The organism is Polaromonas sp. (assembly GCF_030680935.1).
Classification (GTDB): Bacteria; Pseudomonadota; Gammaproteobacteria; order Burkholderiales; family Burkholderiaceae_C; genus Polaromonas.
Map to the genome: position 1 here is coordinate 1 of NZ_JAUXUP010000021.1, position 25,069 is coordinate 25,069.

At 63.0% G+C, this 25,069-nt stretch carries 29 protein-coding genes; 6 read left to right on the forward strand and 23 right to left on the reverse strand.

Annotated features, from left to right (window positions below; all coding sequences use genetic code 11):
* Positions 1–198: 198 nt before the first annotated feature.
* From Q8L50_RS05735 to Q8L50_RS05795, 13 genes are all read right to left on the reverse strand, one after another.
* Positions 199–1,656, reverse strand: coding sequence for a hypothetical protein (locus Q8L50_RS05735; protein WP_305347702.1), 1,458 nt, complete (start codon positions 1,654–1,656; stop codon positions 199–201).
* A gap of 73 nt (positions 1,657–1,729) precedes the next feature.
* Positions 1,730–2,584: a hypothetical protein gene (locus tag Q8L50_RS05740; RefSeq protein ID WP_305347703.1), complete on the reverse strand. Its 855-nt coding sequence runs from the start codon at positions 2,582–2,584 to the stop codon at positions 1,730–1,732.
* A 42-nt stretch (positions 2,585–2,626) separates the two neighbouring features.
* The gene (locus tag Q8L50_RS05745; protein ID WP_305347704.1) at positions 2,627–3,097 is read right to left on the reverse strand and encodes a hypothetical protein; all 471 of its coding nucleotides are present in this window, start codon (positions 3,095–3,097) and stop codon (positions 2,627–2,629) included.
* 25 nt (positions 3,098–3,122) lie between these two features.
* Complete coding sequence (locus Q8L50_RS05750; protein ID WP_305347705.1) at positions 3,123–3,764, reverse strand: penicillin-binding protein activator LpoB; 642 nt, start codon at positions 3,762–3,764, stop codon at positions 3,123–3,125.
* Positions 3,765–3,965: 201 nt separating this feature from the next.
* Complete coding sequence (locus Q8L50_RS05755) at positions 3,966–4,694, reverse strand: alpha/beta hydrolase (RefSeq protein WP_305347706.1); 729 nt, start codon at positions 4,692–4,694, stop codon at positions 3,966–3,968.
* Between the two features lie 153 nt (positions 4,695–4,847).
* Positions 4,848–5,777 (reverse strand): ParB/RepB/Spo0J family partition protein, encoded by a 930-nt coding sequence (locus Q8L50_RS05760; RefSeq protein WP_305347707.1) that lies wholly within the window; start codon positions 5,775–5,777, stop codon positions 4,848–4,850.
* 36 nt (positions 5,778–5,813) lie between these two features.
* Positions 5,814–6,365 carry an alpha/beta hydrolase gene (locus Q8L50_RS05765; RefSeq protein WP_305347708.1) on the reverse strand — a complete coding sequence of 184 codons (552 nt, stop codon included), beginning with the start codon at positions 6,363–6,365 and terminating at the stop codon, positions 5,814–5,816.
* Positions 6,366–6,453: 88 nt separating this feature from the next.
* Positions 6,454–7,224 carry a ParA family protein gene (locus Q8L50_RS05770; protein WP_305347709.1) on the reverse strand — a complete coding sequence of 257 codons (771 nt, stop codon included), beginning with the start codon at positions 7,222–7,224 and terminating at the stop codon, positions 6,454–6,456.
* A 25-nt stretch (positions 7,225–7,249) separates the two neighbouring features.
* Positions 7,250–7,876: a LysE family transporter gene (locus Q8L50_RS05775; protein ID WP_305347710.1), complete on the reverse strand. Its 627-nt coding sequence runs from the start codon at positions 7,874–7,876 to the stop codon at positions 7,250–7,252.
* A gap of 84 nt (positions 7,877–7,960) precedes the next feature.
* Positions 7,961–8,617: a 16S rRNA (guanine(527)-N(7))-methyltransferase RsmG gene (gene rsmG, locus Q8L50_RS05780; RefSeq protein WP_305347711.1), complete on the reverse strand. Its 657-nt coding sequence runs from the start codon at positions 8,615–8,617 to the stop codon at positions 7,961–7,963.
* Positions 8,617–10,614 (reverse strand): tRNA uridine-5-carboxymethylaminomethyl(34) synthesis enzyme MnmG, encoded by a 1,998-nt coding sequence (mnmG, locus tag Q8L50_RS05785; RefSeq protein ID WP_305347712.1) that lies wholly within the window; start codon positions 10,612–10,614, stop codon positions 8,617–8,619. Before mnmG ends, rsmG begins: the two co-directional genes overlap by 1 nt.
* 2 nt (positions 10,615–10,616) lie before the next feature.
* Positions 10,617–11,036 (reverse strand): type II toxin-antitoxin system VapC family toxin, encoded by a 420-nt coding sequence (locus Q8L50_RS05790; RefSeq protein WP_305347713.1) that lies wholly within the window; start codon positions 11,034–11,036, stop codon positions 10,617–10,619.
* The gene (locus Q8L50_RS05795) at positions 11,036–11,281 is read right to left on the reverse strand and encodes a type II toxin-antitoxin system Phd/YefM family antitoxin (protein ID WP_305347714.1); all 246 of its coding nucleotides are present in this window, start codon (positions 11,279–11,281) and stop codon (positions 11,036–11,038) included. The genes Q8L50_RS05790 and Q8L50_RS05795 overlap by 1 nt, the downstream gene beginning before the upstream one ends.
* A 100-nt stretch (positions 11,282–11,381) precedes the next feature.
* On the opposite strand from Q8L50_RS05795, the gene Q8L50_RS05800 reads away from it, so the two are divergent.
* The 3 genes from Q8L50_RS05800 (at position 11,382) to Q8L50_RS05810 (ending at position 13,444) form a co-directional block, all read left to right on the forward strand.
* Complete coding sequence (locus tag Q8L50_RS05800) at positions 11,382–11,972, forward strand: NADPH-dependent FMN reductase (protein ID WP_305347715.1); 591 nt, start codon at positions 11,382–11,384, stop codon at positions 11,970–11,972.
* An 86-nt stretch (positions 11,973–12,058) separates the two neighbouring features.
* Entirely contained in the window at positions 12,059–13,069 is a 1,011-nt protein-coding gene (locus Q8L50_RS05805; RefSeq protein ID WP_305347716.1) for a tripartite tricarboxylate transporter substrate binding protein, read from the forward strand.
* 102 nt (positions 13,070–13,171) lie between these two features.
* The gene (locus Q8L50_RS05810; RefSeq protein ID WP_305347717.1) at positions 13,172–13,444 is read left to right on the forward strand and encodes a YkgJ family cysteine cluster protein; all 273 of its coding nucleotides are present in this window, start codon (positions 13,172–13,174) and stop codon (positions 13,442–13,444) included.
* A 124-nt stretch (positions 13,445–13,568) separates the two neighbouring features.
* On the opposite strand, the gene Q8L50_RS05815 is transcribed toward Q8L50_RS05810, so the two are convergent.
* The 6 genes from Q8L50_RS05815 to Q8L50_RS05840 form a co-directional block, all read right to left on the reverse strand.
* Positions 13,569–15,023, reverse strand: a complete 1,455-nt coding sequence (locus Q8L50_RS05815; RefSeq protein WP_305347718.1) for an aldehyde dehydrogenase — start codon at positions 15,021–15,023, stop codon at positions 13,569–13,571.
* Between the two features lie 17 nt (positions 15,024–15,040).
* Positions 15,041–15,865 (reverse strand): ABC transporter ATP-binding protein, encoded by an 825-nt coding sequence (locus Q8L50_RS05820; RefSeq protein WP_305347719.1) that lies wholly within the window; start codon positions 15,863–15,865, stop codon positions 15,041–15,043.
* A complete protein-coding gene (locus tag Q8L50_RS05825; RefSeq protein ID WP_305347720.1) occupies positions 15,862–16,611 on the reverse strand; it encodes an ABC transporter ATP-binding protein in 750 nt (249 codons plus the stop codon). The genes Q8L50_RS05820 and Q8L50_RS05825 overlap by 4 nt, the downstream gene beginning before the upstream one ends.
* Positions 16,604–17,590: a branched-chain amino acid ABC transporter permease gene (locus tag Q8L50_RS05830; RefSeq protein WP_305347721.1), complete on the reverse strand. Its 987-nt coding sequence runs from the start codon at positions 17,588–17,590 to the stop codon at positions 16,604–16,606. Before Q8L50_RS05830 ends, Q8L50_RS05825 begins: the two co-directional genes overlap by 8 nt.
* Positions 17,587–18,462, reverse strand: coding sequence for a branched-chain amino acid ABC transporter permease (locus tag Q8L50_RS05835; RefSeq protein ID WP_305347722.1), 876 nt, complete (start codon positions 18,460–18,462; stop codon positions 17,587–17,589). The genes Q8L50_RS05830 and Q8L50_RS05835 overlap by 4 nt, the downstream gene beginning before the upstream one ends.
* A gap of 99 nt (positions 18,463–18,561) precedes the next feature.
* Positions 18,562–19,758 (reverse strand): amino acid ABC transporter substrate-binding protein, encoded by a 1,197-nt coding sequence (locus Q8L50_RS05840; RefSeq protein WP_305347723.1) that lies wholly within the window; start codon positions 19,756–19,758, stop codon positions 18,562–18,564.
* A gap of 220 nt (positions 19,759–19,978) precedes the next feature.
* Here Q8L50_RS05840 and Q8L50_RS05845 point away from each other — a divergent pair, with 220 nt between their 5' ends.
* Complete coding sequence (locus tag Q8L50_RS05845) at positions 19,979–20,968, forward strand: helix-turn-helix domain-containing protein (protein WP_305347724.1); 990 nt, start codon at positions 19,979–19,981, stop codon at positions 20,966–20,968.
* 68 nt (positions 20,969–21,036) lie between these two features.
* Here the strand turns inward: Q8L50_RS05845 and Q8L50_RS05850 are convergent, their stop codons facing one another.
* A complete protein-coding gene (locus tag Q8L50_RS05850) occupies positions 21,037–21,762 on the reverse strand; it encodes a Crp/Fnr family transcriptional regulator (RefSeq protein ID WP_305347725.1) in 726 nt (241 codons plus the stop codon).
* A gap of 78 nt (positions 21,763–21,840) precedes the next feature.
* Between Q8L50_RS05850 and Q8L50_RS05855 the strand changes: the two genes are divergently transcribed.
* The gene (locus tag Q8L50_RS05855; protein WP_305347726.1) at positions 21,841–22,431 is read left to right on the forward strand and encodes an HD domain-containing protein; all 591 of its coding nucleotides are present in this window, start codon (positions 21,841–21,843) and stop codon (positions 22,429–22,431) included.
* 39 nt (positions 22,432–22,470) lie between these two features.
* Entirely contained in the window at positions 22,471–23,241 is a 771-nt protein-coding gene (locus tag Q8L50_RS05860; RefSeq protein ID WP_305347727.1) for a class II aldolase/adducin family protein, read from the forward strand.
* Positions 23,242–23,281: 40 nt separating this feature from the next.
* On the opposite strand, the gene Q8L50_RS05865 is transcribed toward Q8L50_RS05860, so the two are convergent.
* The 3 genes from Q8L50_RS05865 to Q8L50_RS05875 are packed head-to-tail and all read right to left on the reverse strand — an operon-like array spanning position 23,282 to position 24,632.
* Entirely contained in the window at positions 23,282–24,121 is an 840-nt protein-coding gene (locus Q8L50_RS05865; RefSeq protein ID WP_305347728.1) for a transglutaminase family protein, read from the reverse strand.
* Entirely contained in the window at positions 24,102–24,446 is a 345-nt protein-coding gene (locus Q8L50_RS05870) for a hypothetical protein (RefSeq protein WP_305347729.1), read from the reverse strand. Before Q8L50_RS05870 ends, Q8L50_RS05865 begins: the two co-directional genes overlap by 20 nt.
* Positions 24,447–24,632, reverse strand: coding sequence for a DUF1328 domain-containing protein (locus tag Q8L50_RS05875; protein ID WP_305347730.1), 186 nt, complete (start codon positions 24,630–24,632; stop codon positions 24,447–24,449). It abuts the gene before it with no gap.
* Positions 24,633–25,069: the final 437 nt, after the last annotated feature.

Below are 25,069 nucleotides of genomic sequence, written 5' to 3' on the forward strand. Positions count from 1 at the left end.
AGCATTCTGATCAGCGCCTGGCTGCATTGCCCCGGTGGAATCACTTCTACAACTGGCACCGCCAGCACCATGGGATCGGGCTCAAACCACCCATGTCCAGGCTCTCAGCTACAAACAACCTCTTGACACTTCACAACTAGGCGCCTGCTCCGCATAAAAAAAGACCCGCAACGCGGGTCTTTTTTGTTTGTCCGCCGGTCAGTTCAGCAGCGATGCTTCTATCTCGCGGCGAAACACCGGGTCGCGCGGATGGGCACCGGGCTCCAGCGGCCCGGCCTCTGCCTGCAGGCTCAGCGGCGCCAGTGAGCGGCCCCAGTAAAGCTGGCATGAGGGCGTGTTGACCAGTCGCGCTGCCGTCATCTGCGAAGCACTGCCACCCGTGTCCAGCGCCACGTTCAGGCTGCTGGCCGCTGATTTTTGCGCGCCGGTGCCGACCCACACCGTGGCTGGCAGTTGCTCCCACTCGCGGACATCGGCCTGCGCCTGCGTGGCATTGGCCACACCCTGCGCAATCAGGCCGGCAAACATGCCCAGCATGCCAATGCCGGCCGCATCACGGTTGCCGGTGGAGGCTGCTGCCAGCATGCCAAACTCACCGACCGCGCTGGCCACCGTAGCCACACCCTGTGCACCGTCCTTGAAAGAGGCCTTGCCATTGAGCACACCATCAATCGGGCGGCCGCCGCGTGTAGTGGCCTGAAAACCCAGGTCGGCACCCATCACAAAACTGTTCACCGCGCAGCCCGTGCCGCTGCTGGTGGTACAGGCAGCTTTTGCGGTTTGCGCCGGCAAGTCATGCGCTTGCCATTTGAGGATTTCACCGGCTTTGCCGCTGCCGTATTTGAAAGGTGAACGCCCGCTTTCAAACAGCACCAGCACCGGCTGATCTACCCGCAGCGTGCTGAAATTGCTGTCGCCCTTGATCGCCTGCTGCAAAAAGTCTTTGGCCATGCCGGTGTTGCCGTCGCAATAGCTGGCCCAGCCGGCCATGTAAGGCATCAGACCAAAGTCACCGGCGTATTGCTCGACCTCGGCCACGGTGTCCTGGTAGTCGGCCTGTTTGAACAGGGCGCGCGCATTTTGAAAGTCGCCCTTGGCCGCATACATCAGCCCCCGGTAAAAGTGCGCCATCGCGCGCTCATACGGCTCGCCCTTGAAGTCCTTGATCTTCTCGGCGGTCCAGAGCGACTTGGCTTTCTGCGCCTCGGGGTTGTCGGCGTAAATCAGGTCTATGCGCGTCACCGCCGCATCAAAGGCTTTTTCTGCCAGATCGATATCGCCCAGCGACAGCGCGGCCATGCCGATACGCTGGAAGTTCAGCGTGGCATTGCGTTCGCCTTCGATGTACAGGCGCTGAAACAAAGGCCGCAATTCCGCATTCGGCATTTTTTCGGCAAACACCACAGCAGCGGCCTGCATTTCTGGCGGCACCGGCACTGGCGCCGCCCAGCGCTTGACCGGCTTGGCGCCGGATTGAGCCGCTGCATTGGCTGCCGCCTGCTGTTGGGCCTGCTGCATGGGCGCCTGCATCAAACTCTGGAACATGCCGCCAAACTGCGCCTGCGCCGGGCTTGCCAGCGCGGCCAGCAGCGTGGCAGCAGCCAGCAGGGTGCTGCGGGAGGCAGGACGGGACCCGACGAACAAAGGCTTCATCATCGTGAAACTCCGGTTGGAACTGCTGGCCGGTGGAAACGGTAGAACAGAAAGGAACGTGAAAGAAGTGGGGCGCTTATCGGCCGAGCGCCTCGCCAAGCCGCGCCAGCGTCTGCTCGGCCACCAGCTTGCCGGTATCGCCCACCGTCACCGGCTTGATAATTTCACGAAAGCCGCCGCGTGGGTCGGCCTCAAAACGTGGCGCGGCTTTGGGGGTATCTTCCGGCAGCCGGCCATCCATATAACCCTCGGCCAGCACCACCCCATCGGCCAGGCGTTTGATGGATACATAGGTGGCCCAGCCTGTCGGCGAGGCCGCATCGCGGGTGTTGAGCACTTCCATCAGCAACTTGGCGTGCTGGGTCAGCGCATCGGTCTCCACCTGCTGCGAGTCCAGGCCCCCACCCTTTTGTTTGGCCGCCGTGGTGCGCATCACCACGTTGCGGTCGACCAGCCGGACGCCCGATGAGGTGATGGTCTGCATGAAGGCGGCGCGCATCTGCAGGTCCACCCGCTCGACGGGGCCGCTGCGCTGGCCCTGCTGAGTCTTGACATCTTGCGCCGTGATGGTGGTGTTGCCCACCACCGCACCGCTGACCTGCGCAGCGGCGTAGCCGGGCAGGCGCACGGCCTCTGCGTTCGACACGCCGGCACGCATGGTGTCTATGCTGACCTGCGAGGCACTGCCCTGCTGCAGCATGTCGGTGAACTCGCGGTTCCAGAGCACCGCAATCGTCGGGCGGCCAGCGCGCGCATAGGCGCTGCTGAAACCGGAACGGTTGAACGTCGGGCCGGTAGTCACCACCACTGGCGGCGGCGTGATCACATCAGGCATGCCTTTGCGGTAGGCACTTTCGGGAATCACCGGTGCTTGCGCCAGTGCGCCAGCCGCCAACACGGCCAAACCAAGGGACAGGAGGGGACGCTTCATGGAAAGCCTCGCTTTTTCAGGTGGCCGCCGGGCGGTCTGTTTTTATCGGGGCGGCACCTGGTAGGTCTGGCCGGGCGCAAACTGTGATTGGCCCCGGTTGCCGTCATAGATATCCACGGCCACCTTGTTGGTCGCCTGGGAGATGGCCGACTCGCCATAGGTGGCCTGGCCGCGCGGCGCCAGAAACACGGTTTTCCAGACACTGGGCGGCTCGCTCTGGCCACGGTCGCCGGTAAAACGGGTGCGCATGGTCAGCACCACATCGACGTCGGAGCAGTTGTACACGGTGGTCTGTACTGCGGCCATGCCGCTGCCGGTACGCGAGGTGGAAACCTCCTGCACACCAATGACTTTGGCCAGCTCGGGCGACAACACCGCCACCGATGAAAGCTGCGGCGAGCCGGCCTGTTGCTCCCAGGTTCTGCAACCGGCAAAGGTCGGCGGCGTGGACTGCGTGGTGGCACAGCCGGCCAGAACGGCAACGGCGGCAGCAGTGGCAAATATCCGGATCATGGGCAGTCCTCTTGTTTGTTCTGGCTCAGCGGTAAATGACATCGTCCGCAGCGGCGCGGGCAAATTCATAAATGCCCGACCAGACGATTTCACCGGTCTCGAGGTCGGTCATCTCGAAGGCGATCTGGGTGTAGCGCTGGATCATTCCGGTCTTGGTGTTGCGGCTGTCAAGCGAGCCGATTTTTCCGGAGAGCCGGTAGTCTGCGCCCAGCTGCGCCTTGGTCAGGCCGGTGGTGCCGACATCGGTGGTTCCGCTGCGCTTGAGCGCGCGCTCCTGCTCGATCATGGCTGTGTTCTGGCGGTTGATGAACTGCATGCGCGAGCGCGCAGCGCGGTTCAGGTTGGTCATCAGCCGCTGCGTGATCAGGTTTTTGTTGATGGCCTGCGAGCTTTCGTTGACAAAATACTGGCTGTCGATGATGACGCGCGGGCGTTTGCCGGTTTCGGCAAAAATCTGCTCGGCCAGCATGTCGCGCATCATCTGGTCGGTCATGGCCAGGATGTCCTGACTTTCCACGCCTACGCCCGACACCGGGCCCTTGCGGGCGGGATCCACATCCATCGACGAGACGCCGGTGGCGTTTTGCAGCGGGGGATTGGTCTGGCAGGCAGCCAGGCTGCAAACCAGCAGCAGCAGGGAGGCTGCCTTGGTGGGGTTTCTGTACATGTTCAGGCTCTTTCTTGACTGCGGTGCGGCAGGGAAGGTCGGGTACGGTCGCATCCGCAAACCGTAGAACAAATTACTACAGAGTTTGAAGGTGCTTACAAAATTTAGTGTGCCACGGCATCAACGGCCAGACATCCCATAAACGAGGGAGAGGTGTGAAGCCCGGCGTAAGTCGCTTGGCGGGGCGACCGCTTCCAGTGATCAGCGGGCAGCGGGGCCTGGCCGGGCCAGGCGCTCGGCCACCACCTGTAGCACCGCCGGGTTCCAGCCCATGCCGATGTGGCTGCCCTTGACCTCGACATCGCAGACCTGCGCGCCGGTCTGGTCATGACGGCAGCTTTGCCAGGCGACCACGCCGTCGGACCGGCTGTAGATCGAGGTGGTCGGCAGAGGCGGCGGGGTGCGCAGGCGCAGGCTCAGGGCCGGGTCGCTCACAGGGGCAGAGCCGTTGAGCAGCCGGAACAGCCAGCCCGCATGGGTGTGGTCCGGCGATCCATTGAACGGGGTGCCAATGGTGATGACCTGGCGCAAGCGAGGCGCCATCAGCTTGCCCAGCTCACGCGCGTAAATACCACCCAGGCTCCAGCCGATCAGCGTGGCGCGCTGCGAACGCCCGGCCAGCAGGCCAGACACATGGTCTGCCAGTTCCGCCAGCCAGGTGTCAATGTCACCCTGCGGCCCGGTGTTGAATCCACGGCCCCAGTCCATCGCGCTATAGCCCAGCGCCTCGCAATAATCGCGCAGCGGCGCCACAGCCGCACCATCGGTGGCCAGGCCGGGGAAGATGATCACAGGGTGCCCGTCACCTGCCGGTACGGGCGCCTTGCGGCTGATTTTGTGCTGTACAAATTCGTACGCAGCACGCCAGGGCTCGGTGCCCAGCAAAGTCAGAGAGGGTCGGGAAATGGAGGAGGTGGCGGTGGTGCTCATGGTCGGGCCTGAATAATCTTCAATGCCGCCATGATCCGTACAAGTCGGACCGCGCCCGCTCCGCGCCCACCGCAATTGGCCGTAGGACGGCGGCGCACCGGCGCCGCCGAAAGCAGAAGAGCCCCCTCTCTAACTTTGCGCTTTTTCTCTGGCTTACTTGCCGCCGCGCAGGCGCTCGATCAAACCATTGAGCTCGTCCATCGAGGCAAACTGGATCGCCACTTCGCCGGTGTCTTCCCGTCGGCCATGGCGTTTGACCTGCTTCTTGATGCGCACTTCCACCTCGGCCATCAGCAGATCGGCCAGCTCCTCTTCCACCCGGCGGGTGTCACGCGACTTTTCCTTGGTGGCTTTTTGCGGTTTCAGCGAGAACTCGGCGCTGAGTTTTTTGACCAGACTTTCGGCCTCGCGCACCGACATTTTCTTCGCGGCGATCTGGTTGCCGGCGGTGATTTGTGTCGCCCGGTCCAGCCCCAGCAGCGCGCGGGCATGGCCCATGTCGATGTCGCCGGCCATTAGCATGGTTTGCACCGGCTCGGCCAGGTTCAGCAGGCGCAGCAGGTTGGACGCAGCGCTGCGGGAGCGCCCCACAGCCTGCGCAGCCAGCTCGTGAGTAAGCCCAAACTCTTTTACCAGGCGCTGCAGGCCGTGGGCTTCTTCCAGTGGGTTAAGGTCTTCCCGCTGGATGTTTTCAATCAGCGACATGGCCGCTGCGGCCTCATCAGGCACGTCACGCACCAGCACCGGCACGCTGTCCAGGCCGGCAATTTTTGCGGCCCGGAAGCGCCGCTCGCCGGCAATGATTTCGTATTTGCCGTCGTTGGCGCCGCTGGTCAGGCGACGAACAAGAATCGGCTGCATGATGCCCTGGGCCTTGATGCTTTCAGCCAACTCGTACAGAGCGCCCTCGTCCATGCGGGTGCGCGGCTGGTACTGGCCGGCCACCATGTCGCCCAGACGCAGCGAGGCCGGCAGCCCCGGGCTGCTCAGGCTGCTGTTGTTGTCGTCGCCGGATTCGCTGACCTTGGGGCCCAGCAGGGCTTCGAGTCCGCGACCCAGGCCTTTGGGTTTTTTGGTGACCATGTTTGTTCTGTCTTTCTGTGCGTTCAATAGGGAGATTCAGGCCGGCGCAATGCGGTTCATCAGCGCCTGCAATTTTTGATGCGCCTCGGGCCAGTCGCCCAGGCCGCTGTCGGCGTTGAGGTGACCCAGCGGACCAACGTCGACAAACTCCGCGCCCCAGCCAGCGGCAAATTCACGCGCGCGCTCAAGCCGGCAATAGGGGTCGCGGCTGCTGGCCAACACCACCGAAGTAAATGGCAATTTGTTCATGGGTACCGGCGCCCAGCTCGTCAGCATCTGCCGCACTTCCTCACGGTCCACATCGGGCGGCGCCACCAGCAGCGCGCCCTTGACACGATGCGTGTTGCGCGAGTGCGCCGCCCAGGCGGCCGTCAGCATGCAGCCCAGGCTGTGCGCGACCAGCACGACAGGCTCGTCGCTGCCCAGGATCACATCCTCCAGCCGCGCGATCCAGTCGCCGCGCAAGGGTTGCATCCAGTCGTGCTGCTCGACGCGCTGGTAACCATGCGCCACCTCCCACAGACTTTGCCAGTGGCCGGGGCCGCTGTTTTGCCAGCCCGGCAGGACCAAAACATTCGCTAGTTTCATTGTCCGCAGCCGCTATTTGCTATTATTTCAGGAGCTGCATGCGCTTGCTGCATAAGGGCTGGAGGCCAATTTTGCCGGTAAATCACGATTACATGGCCTTGATGCGCTGCACCATCTCTTCGGCGAAGGCGACAAAAGCCTGCGCGCCCTTGGACGAGGGATCAAACACCACGCCGGGCAGGCCGTAACTCGGCGCCTCGGCCAGCCGCACATTGCGCGGGATCACGGTGTTGAAGACCTTGTCGCCGAAGTGCTCCTTGAGCTGATCGCTGACCTGCTGCTGCAGCGTGATACGCGGATCGAACATGACACGCAGCAGGCCAATGATGGCCAGGTCTTTGTTGAGGTTGGCATGCACCTGCTTGATGGTGTTGACCAGATCCGTCAGACCTTCGAGCGCAAAGTACTCGCACTGCATGGGGACGATCACACCGTGTGCACAGCACAGACCGTTGAGCGTCAGCATGCTCAGCGAAGGCGGGCAGTCGATCAATACAAAGTCATACTCCGCCACCACCGCTTCAAGCGCGAGTTTCAGGCGTTTTTCGCGGCGCTCGACCTCGACCAGCTCAACCTCGGCACCGGCCAGTTCCCGGTTGGCGCCCAGCACGTCGTAGCCGCATTTCTCGCTGTGCACGCGCGCTTCGGCAATCGACGCTGATTCGAGCAACACGTCGTAGACCGTCAGTTCCAGCTTGCGCTTGTCCACGCCGGAACCCATGGTGGCATTGCCTTGCGGGTCCAGGTCCACCATCAGCACGCGCTGGCCGACTTTCGCCAAACCAGCGGCAAGGTTCACTGTCGTCGTGGTTTTGCCGACCCCGCCCTTTTGGTTGGCAATGCAGAATATCTTGGCCATCTGGTTCTTTTTGGTGAGTCTGGATTTATTTGGAGATGGCCAGCTTGAGTCCGAAGCCGATCAGGAAGACACCCGCCACCTTGTTCAGGACGCTGGTGATTTTTGGATTGGCGCGAATGCGTTCGGCCAGAAAATGCGTGAGCATGACCGAGGTCAGGCCATACAGAAAGGTCAGCCCGGCAATCGTCCCGGCCATGACCGCAAAGGTGGTCATGCCCTGGTGCAGGGCCGGGTCCACAAACAGGGGGAAAAAGGCCATGTAGAAAACAATGGCCTTGGGGTTGAGCAAGGTGATCAGCAAGGCCTGGCGGAAGTAGTGCCGGGGTTTGATCTGAAGAATGGGTGCATCGCCGGGTTTGGCCATCAGCATCTTGATGCCCAGCCAGGCCAGGTAAACCGCACCGGCCCACTGCACAACATGAAATGCAGTTGGGTAGGCGGCCATCACCGCCGAAACGCCGGCCACCGCAGCCCAGAGCAGCACCTGGTCACCAGCGATCACGCCAAAGGTGGCGCCCAGACCACCCGGGATGCCGCCCTTGCTGGTGGAAGTGATCAGCGCCAGGTTGCCGGGACCGGGAATCAGCAAAAATACAATGATGGCGATGACAAAGGCGCCGTAGTCAGCGACGCCGGCAAATGAACCCAGCATAAAAATCCCCGGAGTGAGGCGTGAGTTTACGTCAGGGTGCCGGGCTGAACGTCCACTTCCGGTCGGCCGTGACCGCTTCCTGCTTCACGCAAGCGCTTTTTGTCGCATCCAGACAATACAGCGTTCGGCATTCAGCCCCGGAACCAGCAACTGTTCCACGTGAAACACTTCGACCGGGGCTGGCAGCGCCGAGATTTCATCGGCGGGGTATTTGCCTTTCATGGCCAGCCAGACGCCACCGGGCGCCAGCGAGCCAGCCGACCAGAGCGTGAAGTCGGGCAATGAAGCAAAGGCACGGGAACAAATGACATCAAAAGGCTGGTTGAGATTTTCGACGCGCGCGTGCAAGCCAGCCAGGTTGGGCAACTTCAAGGACAGCGCTGCCTGCCGGATGAACGCTGCTTTTTTGGCGACCGTGTCCACACAACTCACCGCCAACTCGGGGCAACAAATCGCCATCACCACGCCCGGCAACCCTGCCCCGGAACCGACGTCGAGCAGGCGGGCCTGGCTGAGCCCCGCCTCTGCCAGATGGCGGCGCAGCGGAGGTATCGCCGCCAGGCTGTCGAGCACATGGTGCGTCAGCATCTCGGACGGGTCGCGCACCGCCGTCAGGTTGTAGACCTGGGTCCACTTGGCGATCAGCTCGAGGTAGTCCAGCAACTGGCCCCGCTGAATATCGTTCAGGCTCAGTTGCAGCGCGTCCAGGCCGGCGCGCAATTCCGGTTCACCGGGGCGCATCAGGCGTCAGCCGGTTCGGTGGCCTTGAGCGGAACCGTGTTTTTCCAGAGGTTTTTTTTCAGGTGCACCAGCAGCAGGGAAATGGTGGCTGGGGTGATGCCCGAAATCCGCGAGGCCAGCCCCAGGGTTTCCGGCCGGTGTTTGGCCAGAGTCTGGCGCGCCTCGAAACTCAGCGCCGAGACCTGCAGGTAATCCAGGTCCGCCGGGAGTTTGAGATTTTCGTAGTGCGAGGCACGCTCGACCTCGATCTTCTGCAAGTCGATGTAGCCGGCGTATTTGACGGCAATTTCGATTTGCTCAATCACGCTGCGCGCCATGTCGGCCACCGCGGATGTTTCACGTGGAACACCTGCCGCATCCACTGGGGCGAGATCGGGATTCACGTATTTACCAGCTTCCAACGACATCAGCGCCGCGTAATCCACATCGGGCCGTCGCAGCAAATCCAGCAGGTTGTATTCATGCTCGATGGCCTTGCCCAGCACCCGTTCCGCTTCGGCCACCGGCAGATTGCGCGGGTTCACCCAGATCGAGCGAAGCCGCTCTGTTTCACGTGAAACAGCGTCGCGCTTGCGGTTGAAGGCGTCCCAGCGGGCGTCATCCACCAGGCCCAGCTCCCTGCCCTTTTCGGTCAGGCGCATGTCGGCGTTGTCTTCGCGCAGCATCAGGCGGAACTCGGCCCGGCTGGTGAACATGCGGTAGGGCTCGGTCACGCCCTTGGTGATCAGGTCATCGACAAGCACGCCCAGATAAGCCTCATCGCGCCGTGGCAGCCAGCTGTCCTTGCCCTGGCATTGCAGCGCGGCGTTGATGCCGGCGAACATGCCCTGGGCCGCTGCCTCTTCATAGCCGGTCGTGCCATTGATCTGCCCGGCGAAAAACAGGCCGCCGATCGCCCGGGTCTCGAAGCTGGTTTTCAGCGCGCGCGGGTCAAAGTAATCGTATTCAATCGCATAGCCGGGCCGCAGAATGTGGGCGTTTTCCATGCCCGCCATCGAGCGCACCAGCTCATACTGGATGTCAAACGGCAGGCTGGTCGAGATGCCGTTGGGGTAAATCTCGTGCGTGGACAGGCCCTCGGGCTCCAGAAAAATCTGGTGGCTTTCCTTGCCCGCAAAGCGGTTGATCTTGTCCTCCACACTCGGGCAATACCGCGGGCCAACGCCGTCGATCTTCCCGGTGAACATGGGGCTGCGGTCAAAACCGGAGCGGATGATCTCGTGCGTTCGCTCGTTGGTGTGGGTGATCCAGCAAGGCATTTGCTTGGGGTGCGCGATCTGCCCGCCCATGAAGCTGAACACCGGCACCGCACCCGGCGTGCCGCCCGGCATGCCGTCGCCAGGTTGCACCGTGCATTTGCTGAAGTCGATGCTGCGCCCGTCAATGCGCGGCGGCGTGCCGGTTTTCAGCCGGCCCTGCGGCAGCTTGAGTTCTTTCAGGCGCGCCGAGAGCGACACCGCCGGCGGGTCGCCCGCCCTGCCCGCCGCATAGTTCTGCAGTCCCACATGGATCTTGCCGTCCAGAAACGTGCCGGCCGTCAGCACCACCGCGCGCGAGCGAAACTTGATACCTACCTGCGTGACCGCGCCGACCACCCGGTCGCCCTCAACCATCAGGTCATCGACCGCCTGCTGGAACAGCCAGAGATTGGGCTGGTTTTCAATCATCCGGCGAATGGCCGCCTTGTACAACACGCGGTCGGCCTGCGCCCGGGTCGCACGAACAGCCGGGCCCTTGGAGCTGTTGAGGATGCGGAACTGGATGCCGCCTTCGTCCGTGGCCAGCGCCATCGCCCCGCCCATGGCGTCAACTTCCTTGACCAGGTGGCCCTTGCCGATGCCGCCTATGGAAGGGTTGCAGCTCATCTGGCCCAGGGTCTCGATGTTGTGCGTGAGCAGCAGGGTCTTGCAGCCCATGCGGGCGGAGGCCAACGCGGCCTCGGTGCCGGCATGGCCGCCACCGACCACGATGACGTCAAATTCTTGGGGGTAAAACATGGTCAGATTTCTATCAATTCGGTTTTCAAACCTACGGCCTCGGCAGCTGCTGCCTGTCGCTTGTCGGCTGTCACAAACAAATCAACACGGGCAGCCTGTGCAGTGCCAATGTGCAGCGCATCCATGCCGCGCAGCGCGGCCAGGCGCATCGCCGCAATCGCGTAGCGTTCGGCCTGCCCCGTCAGCGGCATGACCGTCAACTCGTCAAAGTCAGCGTGAATGGCTGCCAACACACGGTTGTATTCACTTTCAGTAAATGAACCGTCGCGCCATTGACGCGTCAGGGCAGAGGCGACCTCTGTCTTGCAATGAACAGCCGCCGTCACACCGCTGGCCAATGCCTGCAGCTGCAACACACGGTCAACCCCCGTTTCGCCGCTGTAACGCTTGAACAGCGCCGAAGCATCAAACAAGACATTCATCACCAGCCGCCTTCGCGTTCTTCAATGATCATCTGTGCACCCGATTTGGCCGGCGGTTTGAGGTAACGCACTGGTTCAAAAGGTTGCTTCCAGCTTGGCACTTTGGCAGGCGCCTCCGCCTTCAAGGGCACCAGCTCGGCCACAGGTTTGCCATGCCGCAAAATCCGCACGGTTTCGCCCTGCTCGACCAGATCAATCATGGCCGCAGCCTGAGCGCGAAATTGACTCAAAGGAATGGTTTGCATTTTGTACAAATTAAAGAGTTTCGTACATTTTAATCGCTTTGTGCGCCTCAAGCCGGGAAGACGCAGGTTTTCTCCCTGTTGCCTGTGTTGAAATCAGCGCATGAGCGCGCCCTCCAAACTCCTAGTCTTCGCCGGCAGCACCCGCCAGGCCTCCTTCAACCGCAAACTCGCCCATGTGGCCGCCCAGATGGCCAGCGCCAGTGGTGCCCAGGTGACGCATATAGAGCTCAGTGACTTCGACATCCCGATGTACAACGCCGACCTCGAAGCCCAGGGCACACCCGCCGACGTGATGAAGCTCAAGCAACTGATGTTCGAGCACCCGGCCTGGATCATCTGCTCGCCCGAATACAACGGCAGCTACACCGCCCTGCTGAAAAACACCATCGACTGGGTGTCGAGCCCGGTCAAAAGCGACCCCGCCTGGCAGGAAGGTTTCAAATCCTTCACCGGCAAGGTCGTTGGCATGCTCAGCGCCTCACCCGGCGCACTGGGCGGCCTGCGCTCACAAAGCCATCTGGCACCGCTGCTGCTCAATGCGCAGTGCTGGGTAGCGCCCAAGGCGTTTGCGTTGGGCCGCGCAGGGGAGGCGTTTGATGCGCAGGGCCAACTGCTCAGCGAAGCGCACCGCAAGAGCGTGCAGGCCGTGATTGACCAGGTGCTGTTTGCGGCCGGGCGCCTGGCGCCATAACAGTCTGACACTGCTGGCAAATCCCGAGGCGGCCGGCCCGGCCAGGCCCTATCCTTGAAGCCTTCACGTCCAGCCCAAGGTCCTCCATGAACACACCCCTGTCCCGCCGCAGCGCCCTGCAATCCGGCTTGCGCACCGGCACCGCGCTGGTCGCGTCCACCGCCTTTCCGGGTCTGTGGACCAGCGCTCAGGCGCAGGCCGCCTGGCCCAGCAAGCCGATCCGCCTGCTGGTGCCCTTCGCACCAGGCGGCAGCTCGGAGATCGTGGCGCGTTCCGCCGCCACTGAAATAAGCAAGACCTTGGGTCAGAACGTGTTTGTGGAAAACAAGCCAGGGGCCAGCGGCAACATTGCCATGCAGGAATGCGCCGCCAGCACCGACGGGCACACCATGATCCTCGGCCACATCGGCACGCTGGCGGTCAACCCGTTCATCTTTGACAAGCTGCCTTTCGACACGAACCGCGACTTCCGCCCGATCTCGTTGCTCGCCAAGGTGCCCAGCCTGTATGTGGTCAATGCCGACGTGCCGGCCAAAAACCTCAAGGAGTTCATCGCACTGGCCAAAGCCAAGCCGGGCCAGCTCAACTACGGCTCCGCCGGCAACGGCAGCGCAGGTCACCTGGCTTTTGAGTACCTGAAGATGGCGTCGAATATTTTTGTGCTGCATGTGCCCTACCGCGGCACCGGCCCGCAATTGACCGACCTGCTGGCAGGGCGGCTGGACGCCGCCAGCGTCGGTGCGCCGGCCATCCTCGGTCACATCAAGTCGGGCAAGCTGCGCTGTATTGCCACCGGCACCAAAGAGCGCCTGCCGCAACTACCCGACGTGCCGACGGTGGCTGAAAGCGGTTACCCCGGCTTTGAGATGACGCAGTGGTACGGCCTGAATGCGCCGGCCAGCATGCCACAAGTGGCCATCGACAAAATCGCCGAGGCCTGCGCCAAAGCCATGCGCAACCCGCTGGCCACCGAGCGCCTGCGCGGCGACACGGCGCAGCCGGTGGGCGACACACCCGCGCAATACGCGGCCTTCATCAAGACCGAGCAGGAGCGTTGGAAACTGGTTGCGGCGCGCGCGAAGATCAAGCCCGATTGATGGCTGTTTGATGGCCGCGCCCGCTTCTTGCGCATCGAATCTGCCGCCAACCCTTTTCGGGTGTGCGCAGACAGCTATTGTTTTTATAGCGGCTGACGGTCAATGAACTGCCGGCCTGGCTGCGGCGCCTGCTGCATCGCCCCCTCCATCAGCTCGCCCATCCCCGGCATGCCCCAGGGCAAACCGGCCGGGGTGCGCTGTGTGCAGCTCGATGAAGCCAATGCCTGCCGCATCTTTGGCCAGCCGGAACGGCCAGCTGTTTGTGGGCAGCTGATGCCATCGGTGGAGATGTGTGGTGACAGTGCACCCGCAGCGATGGCCTGGTTGGTGCGGCTGGAGTTGGCTACTGCCCCCCGCCTGTCATCCCGGACTTGATCCGGGATCCATGCGGGTTGAATATTCACTTCGGGTCAATTGATGTGGCCTGCCAACAAGCCGGGTCTCGCCCCGGCAGCGCGAGTCATCGCATATGGATCCCGGATCAAGTCCGGGATGGCCGTCAGAACGGGTAATGCCTGGGCGCAGTCTGTATCGTCACCCAGCGCAACTCGGTGAACTCCGCCACACCCGCTTTGCCCCCAAAGCGCCCGATGCCACTGCCCTTGACCCCGCCAAACGGCATTTGTGCCTCGTCATGGACGGTCGGTCCGTTGACGTGGCAAATGCCGGAGTCGATGCGCCTGGCCACATTGAAGGCGCGCGCGATGTCGGCGCCGAACACTGCGGCGGACAGGCCGTACTCGTTGTCATTGGCGCAGGCCACCGCTTCCTCCACACCGCTGACACGCACCACACACTTGACCGGTCCAAAGGTTTCCTCGTGGTAAATCCGCATCGCGGGTGTCACATGGTCCAGCACCGTTGCGGGCATCAACGTGTTTTCGGCTTTGCCGCCGCAGGCCAGTTTGGCGCCTTTGGCCAGCGCGTCATCGATCAGCGCGTTGCAGTGTTCGACCGTGCCCATGCCGATGACCGAGCCCAGCACCACGGGCGCAGGCTTGCGCGGGTCACCGACAGGCAAGGCGCTGGCCTTGGCGGCGAACTTCTTCACAAACGCGTCCGCGATTTTCTGGTCCACGATGATGCGTTCTGTGGACATGCAGATCTGGCCGCTGTTGGCAAAGCTGCCAAAGGCCGCGGCATTCACCGCGTCGTCGATGTTGGCGTCGTCCAGAATCACCAGCGGCGCCTTGCCGCCCAGCTCCAGCACCACGGGCTTCAGGTACTTCGCGCAGGTCATGGCAATGATCTTTCCGACTTTGGTGGACCCTGTGAAGTTGACACGCCGCACCGCCGGGTGCGCCACCATGGCCTCGACCACGATGCCCGCATCCGCCGGTGCGTTGGTGATGTAGTTGACAACACCAGGCGGAAAACCCGCGTCGACAAACGCCTCGGCAATCAGCTGGTGGGTACGCGGGCAGTTCTCCGATCCCTTGAAGATGACGGTGTTGCCGCAGGCCAGCGGCACCGCAATCGCCCGCACGCCGAGGATGACCGGCGCGTTCCACGGCGCAATGCCGAGCACCACGCCCGCCGGCTGCCGCAGGCCCATGGCCAGACTGCCAGGTACGTCGGATGGGATCACCTCGCCACTGATTTGTGTGGTCAGCGCCGCCGCCTCGCGGATCATGCCGGCGGCCAGCATCACGTTGAAGCCGGCCCACATGCCAGACGCACCGGTCTCGGCGGCCACGGCATCAATGAACTGCGGTGTCTTGGCTTCCAGCGCATCAGCAGCCTTGAGCAGCAGCGCGCGGCGCGCGCTGGGGCCGGTTTCGCTCCAGGTCTTGAAGGCCTCGGCGGCGGCTTCGACCGCCATCACCGCATCGGCCGGTGATGCCGCGGGGGCTCGTGTGGCAACACTGCCGTCCAGCGGGTTGCGGCGTTCAAACGTGGCGCCTTTTTCAGCAGTGACCTTCAGGCCGTTGATCAACATGGACATGTCGGACATGGCGTACTCCTTGAGAATTAGAGAATCCGTTCGCCCTGAGCTTGTCGAAGGGCTTCGACAGGCTCAGCCCGAACGGTTTGGGAAGAAACGGTTTGAACGGGCGCCGCACCGAGGTAGGCCTCACGGATCACGGTTGAGCGCGCCAGCAGCGCGGCCGGGCCGCTGGCCACCAGCGTGCCGCGCTCCAGCACGTAGCCGCGGTCGGCCACGGCCAGTGCCTTCTTGACGTTCTGCTCGACCATCAGCACCGTGGTGCCGGCGTCGGCAATACGCCGCGTGATCGCCAGCAGCTCATCAACCATGCGCGGCGCCAGGCCGAGCGAGGGTTCGTCCAGCATCAGCAGGCGCGGTGCACTCATCATGGCGCGGGCCACAGCCACCATCTGCTGCTCGCCGCCGCTCATGGTGCCGGCCAGTTGCTGCGCGCGTTCGCGCAGCTTGGGAAAATCGCTGAAGGCCTGCTCGAGACGCCGTGCACGTTCGGCCTTGCCGACCAGCCAGCCGCCGAGCTCGAGGTTCTCCGTCACCGTCATCTGCGGGAACAGCTGCCGGCCTTCGGGCACCAGCGCCATGCCGCGCTTGACGATGTCACTGGTTTTTTTGGGCAGGGTGTCGCCGTTGAGCAAGGCTTCACCACCGCGCGGAATCAGGCCCGACAGCGCCTTGAGCAAAGTGGTTTTGCCGGCACCGTTGGGGCCGAGGATCACGGTCAGGCCGGGTTTGATTTCGAGCGTGACATCACGCAGCACCAGGAAGGCGCCGTAACCGGCGCTCAGTCCCTGGACTTTCAGGTGTGCACGACCCGATGATCCCAACACGAAGGGGGACGCATGCCACATCATGTTGTAGCTTCCTGAACCATCTCATCACCCAAATAGGCTTCAATCACTTCGGCATTGCGCACCACCTCTGCAGGCGTGCCGTCGGCAATCTTGCGGCCCTGGTGCAGCACGATCACACGTTCGACATGGCGCAGCAGCGTGGTGACCGCATGTTCAATCCACACCACGGCCAGATCGAGCTCGTCGCGCATGCGGCGTATCAGCTGCGCCATGTTTTCAATCTCGGTTTCGGTCAGGCCGGCCGCCACCTCGTCGAGCAGCAGCAAACGCGGCCGCGTGGCCAGTGCCATGCCGATTTCGAGCAGGCGTTGCTGCGAGGGCGTGATGGCTGCTGCGGGAAGCGCGGCCTGTGCCGACAAACCGATCAGCTCGAGAATGCTGTCCTCGTCGCGCAGATGCCAGGAGCCCTTGCGCGATCTGCCGGCAAACTTCAGGCCGAAAGCGATGTTGGCCGCCACCGCCATGTCGGGGAACACACGCGGGGTCTGGAAGGTGCGCGCAATACCGGCGGCCGCATAAAGGTGCGGGCCGCGCCCGGCCAGGTTGCGCCCGGCCACCAGCAGTTGCCCGGAGGTCGGCGCAATCACGCCCGAAATCGCATTAAAAAACGTGGTCTTGCCGGCGCCGTTGGGCCCTATGATGCCGACCAGTTCACCGGCGTGAAAGTCTGCGCTGACGGCATCGACCGCGGTCAGCCCGCCAAAACGCACGCTGATGTCACGCGCCTGCAGCAAGAGCTCAGCCACGGTCGCGCTCCTTGTCTTTCCTGTCTGTCAGGCCGCGCCACCAGCCCCGGCTGTCGCGCCACCAGCCGCCAAAGGTCGCCCAGCGCAGCGAGGCCAGGCCACCGGGCAGGTACAGCACGCTCAGAATCAGCAGCAGGCCCAGCGACATCATGTAGACCTGCGGCGCCTGCAGGCGCAGGGTTTCGGCCAGCACGCTGAACACAATCGCGGCAATCAGCGGCCCCCATAAGGTCACCGCACCACCTATCAGCGCAATCAGCACGGTCTGGAAACCGATGAAGGGGTTGAACACCGTGTGCGGGTCGATATAGGTCCAGCGCACCGCCATGGCCGCGCCCACGGCGCCGGCAAACGCCGCTGTCATCGCAAAACCGGCAATCTTGATCAGGCGGGTGTTCACGCCCAGGGTCTGCGCGCGCTGTTCATCGGCACCTATGCCCATCAGCGCGAGTCCGAAGCGGCTGCGCCGCACAATGATGGACACCGCGACGGCGAGCACCGCCAGCCCCAGCACCGTGAGATAAATCGTGTCGCGGTCGGGGATCACCGTCAGCACCCGGCCCACCGTGCCGGTCACCGACTTTTCAAAATAGGTCACCGCGTGGCGTATCAGCTCGGTCATGCCAAAGGTCAGCACGGCGAAATAGGTGCCGCGCAAATGCAGCACGGCCGCACCCATGACCACCGCCACCACTGCAGCCAGAGCGGCGCCCATGGCGATCGACTCGAGCCAGGAAAAATGCTCCAGCGCAATCGCACTGGTGTAAGCGCCTATGCCAAAGAAGGCCGACGTTGCCAGCGACAGATAACGCGTGCTGCCGCAAAAAAGACCCCAGCTCGAAGACAGCGCCACGTACATCAGGCAGGTCAGCGCCATCGACACCACAAACTCGCTGCCGTAATGCGGCAAGGCCAGCCCCCATCCAGCAAAGGCCAGCAGCAGCAGCAAGTCGCGTATCAGTGTTTGCCGGTCATTCATTTTGCAAACAATCCCCGCGGCCGCAGCAGCAGCACCGCAATAAACACGCTGTAAGACAACAAGGCCTTGAGCGACGGGTTGGTGAAGTGCATGCCCATCGCCTCGATCACACCCAGCAGCAGCCCACCGGCCAGTGCGCCGCTCATGCTGCCAAAACCGCCCAGCGTGATGACAATCAGTGCGGTCACGGTGTAGGGCTCTCCCATGGCCGGTGTGATGGTGTAGGCCATGGACAATAGGCACCCGGCCATGCCCGACAGGCCCAGGCCAATGCCAAACATCAGCGGGTGCAGGCGCTGCGTGTCTATGCCTACCAGCTGCGCGCCCACCGGCGACTGCATCAGCGCACGCACCCCCTTGCCCAGCAGGGTGAAACGCAGCACCGCAATCAACACTGCGCTGAACAACAGCGCAAGGCCAAACACCAGCAGCTTGTTGCCGGCAAACTGCGCATCGCCCACCTTGACCGGATCGGTCAGGTAGTCGTAACCGCGCAGGTCGCCGCCCCACATGAAGGAGGCAAAGTTCTGCACCAGAAACATCAGGCCAAACGCCACCATCAGCCCGCGCGCCTCGAAGATGTCCAGATTCGGCGAGGTGACGGTGAGCCGCCGGAAACACAGCTTGTGAATCACCACACCCAGCGCCATCAGCACCAGAAAAGACACCGGCACCATGAGCAGCGGCGAGACGCCGAGTGAGGTCTGCGCCATCCAGGTCAGATAGGCGCCCAGCATCAGGAATTCGCCGTGCGCGATGTTCAGGATGCGCATCAGGCCGTATTGCAGGTTCAAGCCAAGCGCCACCAGCGCATAAATACCGCCAGTGATCAGCCCGGAGGCCAGCAGTTCAAGCCAGGAAAAAAGAGTCATGCGTGTCTGTTTCAAGGACACCGCGGAACCGGCTTTGCCGGGCCGCTGGTGTCGCCCCCTGAGGGGGAGGCGCCGCAGGCGCTTCGGGGGGGAGCTTTCTTACTTCCAGACGGGCTTGGAAGGGTTGAGTTTGGCAGTGGCCAGTTTTTGCGGCCACACCACCTCGAACTCGCCGTTTTGCCACTGGCTCACCGTCCCCGGCGTGGCGGTGTTTTCGCTGCCAGTGAACTTGATGTCGCCAATGATGGTTTTGTGGGTGGTGCCGGCGATGTAGTCGCGCAGCGCCTTGCGGTCCAGGCCGGCCTTGGCCACGCCCGCCGTCAGGATCTCCAGCCCGGCCCAGCAGGCGCCGCTGGCCCAGCGGTCCGGCTCCTTGCCGGCAAACTTTTTGGTGTGGGCGTCAAAGTAGGCTTTGGCAGCGGGGCTGCTCTTGCTGTTCCACGAGCCCATGCCCAGCACACCCTCTGCGCCGGCGGGTGTCATGACGTTTTTGTAGAGCTGGAAGGCCGTGCCCACCGACGCATAGAAAAACTTCGGGTTGAAGCCGACCTCCTTGGACTGCTTGCTCGCCAGAATGGTGTCGGGCGGGTAGGTGAAGCCGACGAAGGCGTCGGGATTTTTGTCCTTCATGGAGCGCAGCACCGGCGACAGGTCCTTCACGCCACCGGGGTAACTTTTGTCTTCCACCATCTGGATGCCCGTGCCCTGCAGCGCCACCTTGAGCGCGGCAAAATTTTCCAGGCCAAACAGGTCGTCCACATAAATCACCGCGATGCTCTTGACGCCATTGGCCTTGAGCATGTCCACGAGCGCCTCGCACATCGGCTTGGGTTGCTGCAGCAGCAAGAAGAAGTAGGGCAGCTTCATCTCTGCCAGGCGCCGCGACAGGGCCGTCGGTGCCAGAAACGGATACTGGAAGCGATTGGCCAGCGGCGCCACTGCAAAGTTGGCATTCGAGCCCCAGGGCGGCAGCACCAGATCGACCTTGTCGCTGCCCATCAGTTTTTCGTAAGAGCGCACACAGGTTTCGATGTCGCTGCGGTCGTCCGAGCTGATCAGCTCAATCGGCCGGCGTGTACCGCCCACGCTGAGGCCACCGGCCGCGTTTTGCTGCTCGGCCCACAGCAGGTAGTTCGGCTCCTGGCTGACCTGCGCACCGCCCGTCCACGGGCCGGTGCGGGCTATCGCATAACCCACGCGCACCGGTTTGGCCTGGGCAAAAAGGGAAGGTGCAAAAGCGGCTGCGCCAACAGCGGCTGCGCCCTGGAGCAATTGACGTTTGGATGACTGGACCATGGTGATGTCTCCTGTGTGTGCGCCCCATTCAGGCGGTTCAGACGAGATGGTAGGCAGAGACCGGGCCGGGCGCTTTGCTCAAGGTGCACAAAGCAGTTGACGTACAGCGCACACCGATCGGGGTTAACCCTTGAGCAGAGGGCCCGACAGGACAAGGCACAAAGCCCATAATCTTTACTACGGGCCTGCAAGCCAGGCACCCGCAAAACCGGAGACAAACATGACTGCGGCCACAGTGGTATCCACCGACAATTTCGCCCCGCGCGAGCGTGCGCCGGTTTGGCGCGAGTGGGTCTGGAAACACTTTGGCGGGCTGGAGTCCGACCTCTACGGCGACACCGATTTCGACGGTCACATGGCGTCCGGCCACGCCGGTGATGTCATCCTGACCAAACTCGAGGCCAACCGCCACCGCGTGGTGCGCAGCGCCGACATGGTGCGCGCCAGCGATGAGGGTTACTTCAAGATCGTCGCGCCGCTGCAAGGCCGGGCCGGCGTCCAGCAGATGGGCCGCAGCGCCTGGGTCGGCCCCGGCGCGTGGACCATTTACGACACCACCGGCGCCTACGCGGTAGACAACCCCGAGCGGGTGCAACACCTGATCGTGATGCTGCCCAAGGCCCAGCTGCTGGAGCGCGGCCTGCCACTGGAAAGCCTCATGGCCCGCCATGTGGGCGGCGCCAGCGGCATCGCACGCGTGGCACTGGCCACCATGCGCAGCACCTACCAGGAGCTGCCCCACATGAGCGCGGCGGCGGCCCGTGGCGCGGGCGAGCTGATCGCCCAGATGGTGCGCCTGTCACTGATCGAACTCAGCGGGCAGGAAACTGCCGTGACGCAGCGTGAAGCGCTGAAAGACCGCATCCGGGCCTACGTCGCGCTGCGGCTGCGCGACCCGGCGCTCAGCATCGACCAGATTGCCCAGGCGCTCAATTGCAGCAAGCGCCACCTGCACAACGCCTTTGCCGACGGGGCCGATACCCTCGCAAGCTACATCCTGCAAATGCGGCTGCAGGCCTGCCTGCGCGAGCTCCAGCAAACCGGCCCACAAGCCTGTCCGATCACCGAGATTGCGCTGTCCTGGGGTTTCAACAACCTGTCGCATTTCAGCCGCGTGTTCCGTGCGCACACCGGCCTGAGCCCGAGCGGGTTCCGGCAGTTGTCGGCCATCCGCGCCGCTGCACTGCCGCTGCCGCCGTTGCGCCATTAATCAGTATCAAATCTGGCTGCAGCCCTTACGGCACTTGCGTAGTCAGCTCCTCTATTTATAGCAAGTTCTCAACGTGACGGGTCGCTCAAGGCCTTCAGCCGGGCGGCAGAGGTGATCTCGATCCGGCGGTAGCGTAGCGCCACCGCACCCTCGGCCACCAGCACCTTCAGCTCTTTGGACAGGGTTTGGCGTGTCATGCCCAGCATCATGGCCAGGGCCTCCTGCGAGACCGGCACCACCGGCCGCGCATGGTCGGCCATGGTGACATCGCCGCGCGCCAGCAGCAACAAACGCCGCGCAATGCGCGCCCGGGTGGAGCGCAGCGCCGCATCTTCCACCATGCCGTAGAGCGAGCGTATCCGCCCGGCCAGCATGTGCGCGATGGCCCGTGCAAAAGCGGCGCTCTCCATCCGGGCCGCAAAGGCCGCTTGCGGCACGACCAGCACTTCGGACGCCACCAGGGCAGTCGCGTCATGGGTGCGCGGTTGTCGGTCCAGCAGGGATATCTCGCCAAACCAGTTGCCGACTTCGAGCAGCACAAAAATCGCCTCGCGCCCGTCCTCGCGCAGCGACGAGATTTTCAATCTGCCGCTGAGCAAGCCGTAAAACCCGCCCAGCGCATCGCCCTGGCGAAACAACATTTCTCCCGGCTGCAGGCGCATCCGCTCGGCCTGGTGTAACAAACCCTGCCGGTCCGCCGGCAACAGCGCAGCAAACCACGGGTTGACAGACATGCGCGCCAGCAGGGCAGCATCAACACGGGAAACCGGCTCAGTCGCAGGAGTTACAGACATACCCTCAATTGTTAAATTATTGACAGTTGCCCGTCAAGGACAAACGTATCGTTGGAACCAACACCCAAGGAGACAAACATGGAGGCTCGCGCCAATTTCACCCGCATGCAGGACAGCACCCGGCCCGACTGGCAAATCATCGGCGGCGAATTCATGCAATTCACCAAGACCTTGCCAGACCGCGTTCTGACCCACCTCAAGCTGCTCGATGGCGACTACGGCGGTTTTCCGGTGGACCGTTACACGCACTGCCTGCAAACCGCCACCCGCGCGCTCCGGGACGGCCGAGACGATGAATACGTGGTTTGCGCCTTGCTGCATGACATCGGCGACACCTTGGGCACCTTCAACCACCCCGACATAGCGGCGGCCATTGTCAAACCCTTTGTGTCCGAAGCCAACCACTGGATGGTGCAGAACCACGGTATTTTCCAAGGCTACAACTTCTTTCACCACATTGGCCTGGACCGCAACCTGCGCGATACCTTCAAGGGCCATGCACACTATGCGCGTACCGAAGAATTCATTGCGCTGTATGACGACCCGGCCTTTGATGCCCATGCCGAAACCCTGCCGATCAGCGAATTTGAACCGCTGGTGCGCCGCGTCATGGCCCAGCCGCTCAACTCCGTTTACAAAGCCGCACAGCTCGTGCCGGCCGCGGCATAAAGCCTTCTTCCCCACACCCCAACCGCCCGGAGACACCCCATGCATATCCCCTCACTGAAAGAACTTGTCAGCGCCGAAGAATGGCAACTGCGCTGCGACCTGGCCGCCTGTTACCGCCTGGTGGCCCTGTACGGCTGGAGCGATCTGGTGTTCACCCACATCAGCGCCAAGCTGCCCGAGTCGGTCAGCGGCGCGGGCGCCCATCATTTCCTGATCAACCCCTACGGCCTGATGTACGATGAGATCACCGCGTCCAGCCTGGTCAAGGTCGACGAGAAGTGCAACAAGGTGATTGACTCGCCCTTCCCGGTGAACCCGGCCGGTTTTGTGATCCACAGTGCAGTGCACGAAGCCCGTACCGACGCCGGCTGCGTGTTGCATACCCACACACGCGCCGGTGTGGCCGTCAGCGCGCAGGCCTGCGGCATTTTGCCGATCAGCCAGCAATCCACCTTTGTACTGGCCTCGCTGGCGTACCACACCTACGAGGGCGTGGCCTTCCGCGACGACGAAAAGCCGCGCCTGCAGGCCGCCCTGGGCCGTGCCAACTTTCTCGTGTTGCGCAACCACGGCCTGCTCGTCGTCGGCAAAACCATTGCCGATGCGTTTCTGTCGATGTACACCTTTGAAAACACCTGCCGCATCCAGCTCGATGCACAGGCTGGCGGCACGCTGACTGAAGTCAACCCGTTGATCGTCAAAGGCGTGGGTGAAGCCATGCGGGTGCAGACCGGCGGCATGGGTGGCGCGTTTGTCTGGCCATCGCTGATTCGCAAGCTGGACCGGCTGGACGAGAGCTACAAGTCCTGAGACGCCGACCCGGTTGGTGGCTTGTCCGGTCCGTAAAAGTTCAGGCCGACACCAACCCAAGGGGCTGCGTTGCACCGGCGGGATGCGCTGACACGTCGCCCTGGTCAATCACCAGTTCCTTGCGCACCATTTGCACCGCGCCAAAGATGGTGGCAAAAGCCACGTCCTTGGCATCGCGCCCGGTGCCCACCCGCACCAGCCTCTCATTCGGCGCCATGCGTGTGGCGTCAAACAAGACCCAGCGGCCATCGAGCCAGGCCTCAAACACCGCGTGAAAGTCCTGGGGCGGCTCGTCAAAATGTACATACCCGACCACCAGGCGCGCCGGAATGTTCAGCGCCCGGCACAGCGTGATGCCAAGATGCGCAAAGTCGCGGCAAACACCGGCGCGCTGCACAAACACCTCCTGCGCCGTGGTGGTGGAATTGCTGAAACCCGGCAGGTAATGGATGGAGTCGTGGATCCAGCTTTCGATCGCCTGCACGCGTGACAGGCCGGGCGACAGATGGCCAAACAGCTGCTGCGCAGCCCGGCTCATGATGTCGGACTCGCAGTAACGGCTGGGCATCAGGTAACGCAACGCATCGTCAGGCACAGCCGTCACCGCCGCCTCCTCCAGATGTTGCGGCACTGGGGCATGGTGCAGTTCCACCTGGGCGTGGTAGTTCACCGACAGCAAGCCGCGCGGCGCGTCGAGCCGGAAGAACCGGTTGCCGCTGCGCTCGTCGCAGAAGTGCCGCACCTTCACGCTGGGCGTGACGCTAAGGCGCTCTTCCAGCACCCGGTGAGACTCGTGAAACGCAGCTTCGATGTTGAAGCAAAAATGGGTGGGCGCGGCTACCTGGTAGTCCAGCAGGCAGTCAATCGTGGCGGTGTGCATCGGGGCTTTCGGTGGGGATAGTGGCAATCGGGTGAAGAGAATTTTCTTCGGTTTTCGTGGCAGCCGGCTTTTTGGCAGCCGCATCGCGCCCCAACAACCACCAGTTTTTGCAAGTCACAAACATCACATGCGCTGCACGCTCCAGCGAGTCACGCGCCAGGTCGCGCCGGTTTCGGGCACGCAAGCGGGCCACCAGCAGCAGCTGCGCAATCGGCGCGCACTGCTGCTGCAAACGCGTTACTTCCTGGCTCTGGGCCACATCGCGGGCCGTGCCCCCTGGTCCCGCCGCCATACCGCCGCCCGGGCCGGAAAATTCAAACTGCATTTACTTGAGAATCTTGCGTGCGGCACCCACGCCCAGCGCGGCCAGCAACACAAAAATGACGGACAGAACCAGGAACAGGGCAAACAGCACTTTGGCGATGCCGGCAGAGCCTGCGGCAATGCCGCCAAAACCCAGCGCCCCGGCGATCAGCGAAACAATGGCAAAAACAATGGCGTACTTCAACATCTTGCATCTCCAGAAAACAGGCGGCGCAGCAACCCGGCCAGCCAGAGTTGCCATCGTAGGCAAACACCGGTTTGCGCCCCATCAGCAGCGCGCGCATGCCCCTGTAGGACAAGGGCGGATGGTCCGGTTTGCTACTGTTTCAGGAGTGAGTTGCATATACCCCCCAAGGGCTGCAGCCCGATTTTCATTCATGCCGTGTCAACTGCGCCGAGTGTGCTTGCCGGGATTTTGGAGCGTCACGCAGCGTCCCCGGTTCGCTTTGGACAGTAGGACAGACTCCCACTCCCACCCCTAGTCCCTCCCTCGCCCCGCTGGGCGATGGAGGGGGACTTCATTTGGCCGCGTGTGCTGCAAGCGCGTGCAAACATGACGGTCCCGTGGTCCGACCTGACGCGCTGCGCGCGTCAGGTCTCCCCGCATCCGAATCCGCATTTGTT